Genomic DNA, 8,083 nt, shown 5'->3' with positions numbered 1-8,083 from the left:
TCCCATGCGACTTTCTTAACAGGAAGCACTTTTATTTCAGTGGAAGCAGCCATGTATCCTCAGGCGGTGATGCGCTAAACGGCAAGGTTCTTAAGATAGTCCGCATCCACCTTGAGCGACTCCTGCCACGGAATATCAAAAGCCTCCTGCTCGACGAAGGCGTGTGTAATCTTCTGGTTTTCTGCAGCCTGCGCGAAGATCGGCCGGTAGTCGATCGATCCGCGCCCCAACTCCGTTACCTTCGCCTCCTCATGCGTCGCAAACGAGATGTTCGGCGGAAGGTGGAAGTCTTTCACATGGAACATGGCGAAGCGGTGCGGGTACTTCTTCATCAGAGCGACCGGATCCTGGCCTGCGACCTTCACCCATCCGCAGTCCATTTCGAAAGTCATCTTGTCGGGCTCGCAGAGCATGAGCAGCTCTTCGTAGGGCACCTTGCCGTCGACCGGCGCAAACTCCACCCAGTGGTTGTGGTAGCCGAACGTGATGCCGGCATTTTTCAGCTTCTCACCCGTTTTGTTAAATTCCTCGGCGTTGTACTTCCAGTCATCTATCGTGAGCGGTCCAACCTTTTGGCCGGGAACAGGTGGGTTCTTGCGTCCCGGTCCTGGGCAGATGATGTAACTTACGCCGATGATCTTCTCGAATTCTGTTGTGGCGTCCAGGTCCTTGGTGACATCGATAAACGAGCGATGCGCGCTGACGCACTTCAGCCCTGCCTGGTCGAGTGCTTTGCGGATCTCCGCCGCGGGCTTCTTCGGCAACGCAGCAGATTCCACCTCAAGGTACCCCGCCTTGCGCACCTCCGCCAGCGTTCCTTCAAAGTCGTGCGCCATCTGCTGCCGGACGCTATATAGCTGGATGCCGGGCACCAGTCCCAATGGCATTCCAAACGAGAACCTCGCCGATGAGACTGCCGTAACAGCTGCTGCCCCGACAATAAAATTTCTGCGAGTTACGGGTTGCATTGTTTCTCCTACTGAATCGACCATGCCCTGGTCGGCCAGGGTTCTGGCTAAACTCCCGAGCCTTGAATCATGCTGAGAACCGGTACCCGTGCGAATGAAGACCGGGAAGGAACGATCAAACTCCTAGCTCATCTTCCATGGCGCACGGTATTCGCGCGTCATCAATTTACTCGCTTCGGGATCGCCGATGATTTTCTCCGTCTTCGCATCCCACCGGATCTTCCGTCCTGTGAGCATCGAGATAAGACAGAGGTGTCCCGGGAGCGCGGAGTTGTGTCCGACTTCCACGGGCGTGACGGTCGCCTGCCGTGTTTTGATGCAATCCAGGAAGTTCTGCTGGTGATCGGCCGATGTGTATAGCTTGACCTTGCGCAGTTCCCTCGGCAGGTATTTGCCTTGCTTCCACGCTGGATTCGAGGCGTCAAATCCCTCGCGATCGACCCATACCCAGCCCTCGGTGCCAATCCATTTCACACCCGTCTTGATATCGGGGTAGCCACCGGCGATGGTCATGGTGATGCCGTGCGGGTACTTCAGCTCGAACCGGTATTTCGGCGCGGTGTTCCACACAGCATTCGCTGGTGGAAGTTCTCCACTGCCTTCGATCTCCGAAGGACCCGTGTGATCGAAGTCGAGGCCCCAATGGGCGATATCGCAATGGTGGCCGATCCAATCCAGAAGTTCGCCACCACCCGAGTTGTAGTTCCAGCGCCAGGATTTGTGTGAGCGCGCCCTGATGTACGGCTCCATCTTCGACGGGCCGATCCACATGTCGTAGTCGAGTTCCTTGGGAGGATCGGTGACGAGCAATTTCCAGGCAGCCGTGCCCGACACGACCTGCTCAAGGCTGGCCGCGTTTTGCCCTCCGGCAGCCAGGTTCGCCAGCGCCGCCTTCTCCACGTCATCGAAGTCTGCGTTGCCGCCTGGCAAGCCGACTTCGACATGGGTCACCTCGCCAATCAGCCCATTTCGAACAATCTCCGCGGCTTTATGAAACATGGGAACGGATCGCTGCCATGATCCCATCTGCCAGATGATCTGATTCTGCTGGACGGCGCGCACGATAGATTGCTGCTCGGCAATGGTGTGCGCCAGAGGCTTCTCGCCGTAGACATCTTTTTTGCGCCGGGCAGCTTCGGTGGCGACGATCTCATGCCAGTGGTCGGGCACGGCGATCATAACGGCATCGATATCGTCACGAGCCAGCAACTCGCGATAATCGTGGTAGCCCTTGCAATCCTCGTTCCCATAAGCGTCATTAACCTTCTTGACGGCAGCTTGCAGATGATTGGCATCGATATCGCACGCAGCCACTACCTGGCAATCCGGCAATGTCAGGAAGGCTTCTGTGTTGCCAGGCCCTTGCCAACCCATCCCGATCACACCTAGATTGATGCGGTTATTGGGCGCTGTTGGCGGAGTCTGCGCTGCGGCAATGCCGCGAAGAACTGCAGGAAGAATGGCAGCGGATCCAGCAGTCTTCAGAAAACGACGGCGATTGAAAGGCCGAAGGAGGGATTCATATCCAGATTGTTGTGGCATCACTTATCCCAATATCATTTCATACGGAAGAACTGAAATGATTTATATCACTTTCGACCGGCAGTTCGACTTCGCGACTGCGTTTCAGTGCCGGTTTATCCACGCAATCGAACCACCCACTTGCTTGTTTTGCAATCTTTGTCTTTTTGTGAACACAGATTGGGGAAAGTCAACATCCGACCGAACAGAGAAGATCATCGCCGAGGAACACTTAAGAGGTAGGGTCGGGCAAAACAGCCAAATTCTTAGGCCAATTTTTGCCCTTCAACACAACATATGGAAGGTTGGCTCAGGCCGACTTGGTTCCTTGAACCCCGTTCCGAAACGGGAAAGGGCACGGTTCTTTCCGAGGGGGTAGTCTCGGGATAATCGGTGTGACAGCCTCCCTTAACAAGGAAGTCCCGCTCCCCCTGGGCGATTGCTTATATCGATTGCTTATATGGATTGGTAAATACCGGATCCAGGCACGTATCTAAGGTCATCTTCCTGAACGTCTCTTCGAACGATCAGAGCTGGATGGGCCTGCTGTCAATCCCGCGCGGTCGAATGTTCCCGTAGGGTTGCGTTGCACACCGTCTATTTTGCCAGTTGCAGCGCATCGCCACCGATACCGCAGCAGCAGTTACAGCCACTGCAATAGTTACGGCCGCGGTTATAGGCTCCATGGTCAATACGCTTCCGCCAAATTGCACAACCATTATGGCCAACGGCGTGACCTACCGACAGTGTGGAAGCACCTACTATCGACCGCAGTTCTACAACGGAAGTACGACCTACGTGGTGGTCAACCACCCGTAACTCTAGCTGGTTGCTTTGAAAGGGACTGCGCAACATCGTAGAATGATGCTCTTGAGGAGTGATCGACATCTTGCGTAGTCCTTTATCTTTTGATTGGATGATGAACCGCTCGGTGTGAGTTATACGCAGCCGGCTCGCGTGCGGCAGGATTGCGGTTTGCCGAAACGAGGAAGACCCCGTGCAAATCCAGCCGGTCCTGCTCAATCCGGCTACATACGCGATGGGCGCCATTGCCCGTTCGCGAGATTTGACCATTTACCCTATACTTCAGCTACCTTCGAATTGAGCAACAGCTCTCTCGAGGCGTTCGGGAAAGGTTCTACCTAGTCCAATGGCAAATTCACTGGCGGTGCTTGCGACACGGGTCGTCGAAGTCATGTTTTTCACCGGACTGATTGGTTGCGTCTCCGTCGTGATCATCAGCTGGGTTTCCATCTTTAGGGAAGGGTTCTCCAACCCGAGAAACGCAAAGGGCGAGTATCAGTAATCCTCATCTCTGGCTCGATCAATTTGAGAGAGCTGTGAGCGAATTCTGTGTGCGGGATCGCAAGCCTTCCCGCGCAGACGCTTAGGGCGAGCCTCGCCAGGGCTATTAGACGCCACATTCTCGATTGAATTAGCCCTTGTTGGGAAGCTACAAAGTCTGGAGTTGCGAACCAGCCCCGCGTTTGGAAATGGCCTAGTTTAAGACACTTAGATAACGTTTACCTACGTACCTAATCTAATCTTTCCGGGCCCTATGGATACTACCTTGGAACCGCCCAAATTCCCTATTGACACCCGTTATTGCGGCTGAATACTATTGCCGACCGAACCAGTAAAGCGTTTTATCCTGCTGCCTACTGAACTCAGCGACTTCCCGGGTCCCCCGAAGCTGAGCTCAGTTCTTGATGTACTGAGGTTTGAATACCGAAGTCGTACCCCTGCGCTTCGGATGAAATGCCGCAACCAATTCAGGTAAATAAAACGCGGGATGATTTGGTTTCATCCCCAAGGTTCAACTGCAACCCGGGGTCAGTAATCACTCAAAGCGACGACTCAGTTTACGGTCGCACTGAGTAGAGAAAAAGCGGGACAAACACCGCAGCGCGATGCCACTGCCTATCAGAGCAGCGGACCATGGCGCTAGTAACAATGCACGATCAGCTTAGATGGAGAGTGACGCATGAAAGCGATGTCAGCTACACCTGCGAGATACAGATTATTTCTGTTATCGCTCGTTCTGCTTCTAGTCTGCCTGGCGGGACACGCCCAGCAGAATTCAACAATCACAGGTACAGTTCTTGACAAAGGCGGTGCTGCAGTTCCGGGAGCAGAGGTAACGCTCACGCAACAGGGCACAGGCTTCGTGACCAAGAGCGTCAGCAACGACAGCGGAAACTACACATTCCCCGGACTGAACGTCGGATCTTACGATCTCAAGGTCACTGCCAAAGGCTTCAGTGCTTATGTGCAGAAAGGGATCGTGGTCAACGTCTCACAGACCACGCGCGTCGACGCGTCCATGGCAGTTGGCACCGTTGATCAAACCGTAACCGTGCAGGCGGACACCCTAACCGTGCAAACAGACTCTAACGTTGTGAGCACGCTCGTCAGCGAAGAACAGATCACGTCAATCGCGACAGAGAACAGAAACTTTGCGGCGTTGGTGGCGCTTGGACTTGGCGTCAGTTCCACGCTGCCCGACAACAACACGCCGACCTCTGTCGGCGCCAGCGCAAGCATCAGCGTGAACGGGCTTCGCCAGAGCCATAACATCTGGTTGATCGACGGCGGCGAGGCGGATGACCGCGGCGGTGCCGGCGGCATCTCGATTCTTCCTTCTCAGGAAGCGATCGCGCAGTTGGAAACTCTCTCTTCAAACTATCCGCCGGACTACGGCATCTCTTCGGGCGCCACCATCAGCCTTTCACTCAAGAGCGGCACCCAGAAGTTCCACGGCGAACTGTGGGAGTTCAACCGTAACACAGCTTACAACGCGAACAGCTACCAGAACAACCAGAATGGCACCGCTCGCGCGAAGCTGAACTACAACATCTTCGGTTTTCAACTCGGTGGCCCGGTGTTCATCCCGAAGGTCTACAACACGGACAAGACAAAGTCGTTCTTCTTCTGGAATGAAGAGTGGCGCAAGCTGATCCAGGGCAATCCGCCTAATCTCCAGAACGACTTGCCTGCGGCGGACTTCCCGACCTCGGGTTCGAGCTTGGCTTATGTTTCCCCCAAGTGGGCCAAGACACCGGTTACTCTGACTGTTCCGGTTGTCGGAGATCCGGCATGGGCTGCGAAACTAGCCGCTGCCTGCCCGACCTGCGTTCAGGGCCAGCCCTGGCCTAACCAGGTGGTACCCGCGTCATTGTTCGACTCGAATGCCCTGGCTTACCTGGCGTCCGGAATCGTTCCAAAGCCCAACACGGCCAACGATCAGTACCTAGGTCAGGCCAGTCTTCCCATCAACGTGCGCGATGACGTTGTTCGCTGGGATCAGCGCATCACGGACAAGTACCAGTTGCTTGCCCACTACATCCACGACTCCGTTTCGCAGACGTTCCCATCACCGATGGTGGGATGGTCCGGCGGCAGCTGGCCGACCATCACCAGCACGCTCAACAACCCTTCAAACAGCGCGGCTCTCAAGCTGACGGCAACCCTCAGCCCCAACCTGCTGGTTGAGGCAAGCATCAACTACGACGGCAACATCATCGACATCGTCAACAGTCCGTCGGGCAACCTGCCGGCCGGCTACCAGGTCAACAAATACTTCAACAACGGATCGACCTCCTCTCCGAACATGAGTTGGAACGGCATCTACGGCGTTAACGAGACTCCGGGTTCGGCTCCGTGGCACAACGCCGCTCAAGACCTCATGCCCAAGGGAGATGTTTCCTATACGGCAGGCAAGCATGCCATGAAGTTTGGTGTGAGCTACAACCGTTACACCAAGAACCAGAAACTCTTCCTGAGCGCCCAAGGTGGCAACAGTTTCTCGGGTGCGACCGGTGATCCGTTCGTCGACATGATTCTTGGCTTGGACACGGGCGGCTACTCGGAGTCACAGGCTGCGCCGATCCGCCACTACGTCAACCAAACTCCATCGGCGTACGCGATGGATACCTGGAAGGTAACTCCCCGGCTGAGTCTGCAACTCGGACTTCGCTATGATGCGCTGCCGCAGGCATGGGAGCGGAACAACCAGGTGGCCACCTTCGATCCGTCTCAATACTTGGCCGTCCAGGCTCCTAACTGGCTGGTAAATGGATCAATGGATCCGACAGGACCTGGATTCCAGACTTTCAATGGCACGCCTTTCTACCTGAATGGCATCCGTGAAGCTGGTGTGAACGGCACGCCTCCAGGGTTGGTGAAGAACGACTACAAGACACTGCAACCTCGCGTTGGGTTCTCTGAAGACCTGTTCGGCAACGGCAAGACGGTGCTGCGCGGCGGCTTCGGAACCTTCTATGAACGGATGCAAGGCAACGTCATCTACAATGCCGCGACCGGTGCTCCGTTTGCCAACACACCATCGGCCAGCAATGTGTACCTGACCAACCCACACACGAGCTACGTATCCGGACTTAATGCGGCGACCCCGTTCTTTGCGCAGGGCAGCTCGCCCATCGCACAGACATTCAGGGCGCCTGCCGTAGCCCAGTTCAGTCTCGGCATTCAGGACCAGATTGCTCAGTCGATGATTCTGGTCGTTCAGTATGTCGGCAACCTGGCATGGCATCAGAACATCAACCGCCATATCAACAACTACTCGCTGAACACTCCGCTGCTGGTTGGCAACAACCCGGCGTTCAACGTTGCAGGCGGCAACCCCCTCGATTACCTTAAGTACTCGCGGGCCAACGCAGGCGACCCGAACAACCGTTCAGGCACAAATCCGGGCGGAACGAATATCCCGATTCCTGACCAGATGCGCAACTTCGATGGCCTCGGGGACTTGAACGTTGCTGAAAACACCACCAACGGCAACTACAATGGTTTCCAGACCGGTCTTCGTATACAGGGTCGTTGGGGCCTGAGCGGCGAAGTCGACTACACGTACTCGCACGAGATCGATATAACCAGTGGGGATCTCTCGGGCGTCGACAACCCATTCAACATCAAGTACATGAAGGGTTCCGGAAGTTACGACCGGCGCCAGATTCTGAACGTCAACTACATCTACAAGCTGCCCATATTCACACAGCCAGGTCTGATGCACTCGATTCTTGGCGGCTGGGAACTTGCCGGCACGTTCATCGATGAGACCGGTGTACCCACCACTCCTCGTATGTCCATCAACTTTGACCCAATCGGTTTGGGCGGCGGTTACACCAATCGTCCGAACGTATCCGGCAAGGTCAAGAAGGTATCGGGAACCTTACCGAGCGGAACCAAGCTTGCGTTTAACACGACTGGGTTCAGTGTTCCCACTCCAGCGTGGGCAGGCGGCCCCGACCAGGGCTTCGGCAGCGCAGGTAAAGATGCTCTTCCCGGACCGAACCGTGTGAACTTCACGACGTCGTTGTATAAGACGTTTTCGATCAAGGAGAGAGCACAGTTCCAATTCCGTCTGGAAAGCTTTAACACCTTCAACCATACGCAACCGAACGGAATCGGCAACTCGCTCAACAACGGCAACTTTGGACAGGTTACGTCATATCAGGACCCGCGCGCACTTGAGCTCGGCGGCAGGTTGACGTTCTAACCAAAACCAGTAAGTAATAATAAGAGGCGCGGCAGCTACCACTGCCGCGCCTTTTGCTTTGTGGGTAAATTCGGAG

At 55.4% G+C, this 8,083-nt stretch carries 5 protein-coding genes; 3 read left to right on the top strand and 2 right to left on the bottom strand.

What is annotated here, in order from left to right; translation table 11 throughout:
* Nucleotides 1-74: 74 nt before the first annotated feature.
* Entirely contained in the window at nt 75-887 is an 813-nt protein-coding gene (locus WA354_RS03140) for a sugar phosphate isomerase/epimerase family protein (protein WP_472811555.1), read from the bottom strand.
* Nucleotides 888-1,091: 204 nt separating this feature from the next.
* On the bottom strand, nt 1,092-2,510 hold the full coding sequence (locus WA354_RS03135) for a Gfo/Idh/MocA family protein (RefSeq protein WP_472811554.1): 1,419 nt from the start codon (nt 2,508-2,510) through the stop codon (nt 1,092-1,094).
* Nucleotides 2,511-3,098: 588 nt separating this feature from the next.
* Between WA354_RS03135 and WA354_RS03130 the strand changes: the two genes are divergently transcribed.
* From WA354_RS03130 to WA354_RS03120, 3 genes are all read left to right on the top strand, one after another.
* A complete protein-coding gene (locus WA354_RS03130; RefSeq protein ID WP_472811553.1) occupies nt 3,099-3,308 on the top strand; it encodes a DUF6515 family protein in 210 nt (69 codons plus the stop codon).
* Between the two features lie 331 nt (nt 3,309-3,639).
* Nucleotides 3,640-3,795, top strand: a complete 156-nt coding sequence (locus tag WA354_RS03125) for a hypothetical protein (protein ID WP_472811552.1) — start codon at nt 3,640-3,642, stop codon at nt 3,793-3,795.
* Nucleotides 3,796-4,473: 678 nt separating this feature from the next.
* Nucleotides 4,474-8,007 (top strand): carboxypeptidase-like regulatory domain-containing protein, encoded by a 3,534-nt coding sequence (locus WA354_RS03120; protein ID WP_472811551.1) that lies wholly within the window; start codon nt 4,474-4,476, stop codon nt 8,005-8,007.
* The last annotated feature ends 76 nt before the right edge of the window (nt 8,008-8,083 follow it).

This window comes from Occallatibacter sp. (genome assembly GCF_049802275.1).
In the GTDB taxonomy this organism is placed as follows: domain Bacteria; phylum Acidobacteriota; class Terriglobia; order Terriglobales; family Acidobacteriaceae; genus Telmatobacter.
This window is presented reverse-complemented; position numbering and strand designations above follow the sequence as displayed.

Coding starts and splice junctions, on each gene's coding strand:
- WA354_RS03125 (WP_472811552.1), top strand. CDS start 3,640: ATGGCAAATTCACTGGCGGTGCTTGCGACACGGGTCGTCGAAGTCATG.
- WA354_RS03120 (WP_472811551.1), top strand. CDS start 4,474: ATGAAAGCGATGTCAGCTACACCTGCGAGATACAGATTATTTCTGTTA.
- WA354_RS03135 (WP_472811554.1), bottom strand. CDS start 2,510: ATGCCACAACAATCTGGATATGAATCCCTCCTTCGGCCTTTCAATCGC.
- WA354_RS03140 (WP_472811555.1), bottom strand. CDS start 887: ATGCCATTGGGACTGGTGCCCGGCATCCAGCTATATAGCGTCCGGCAG.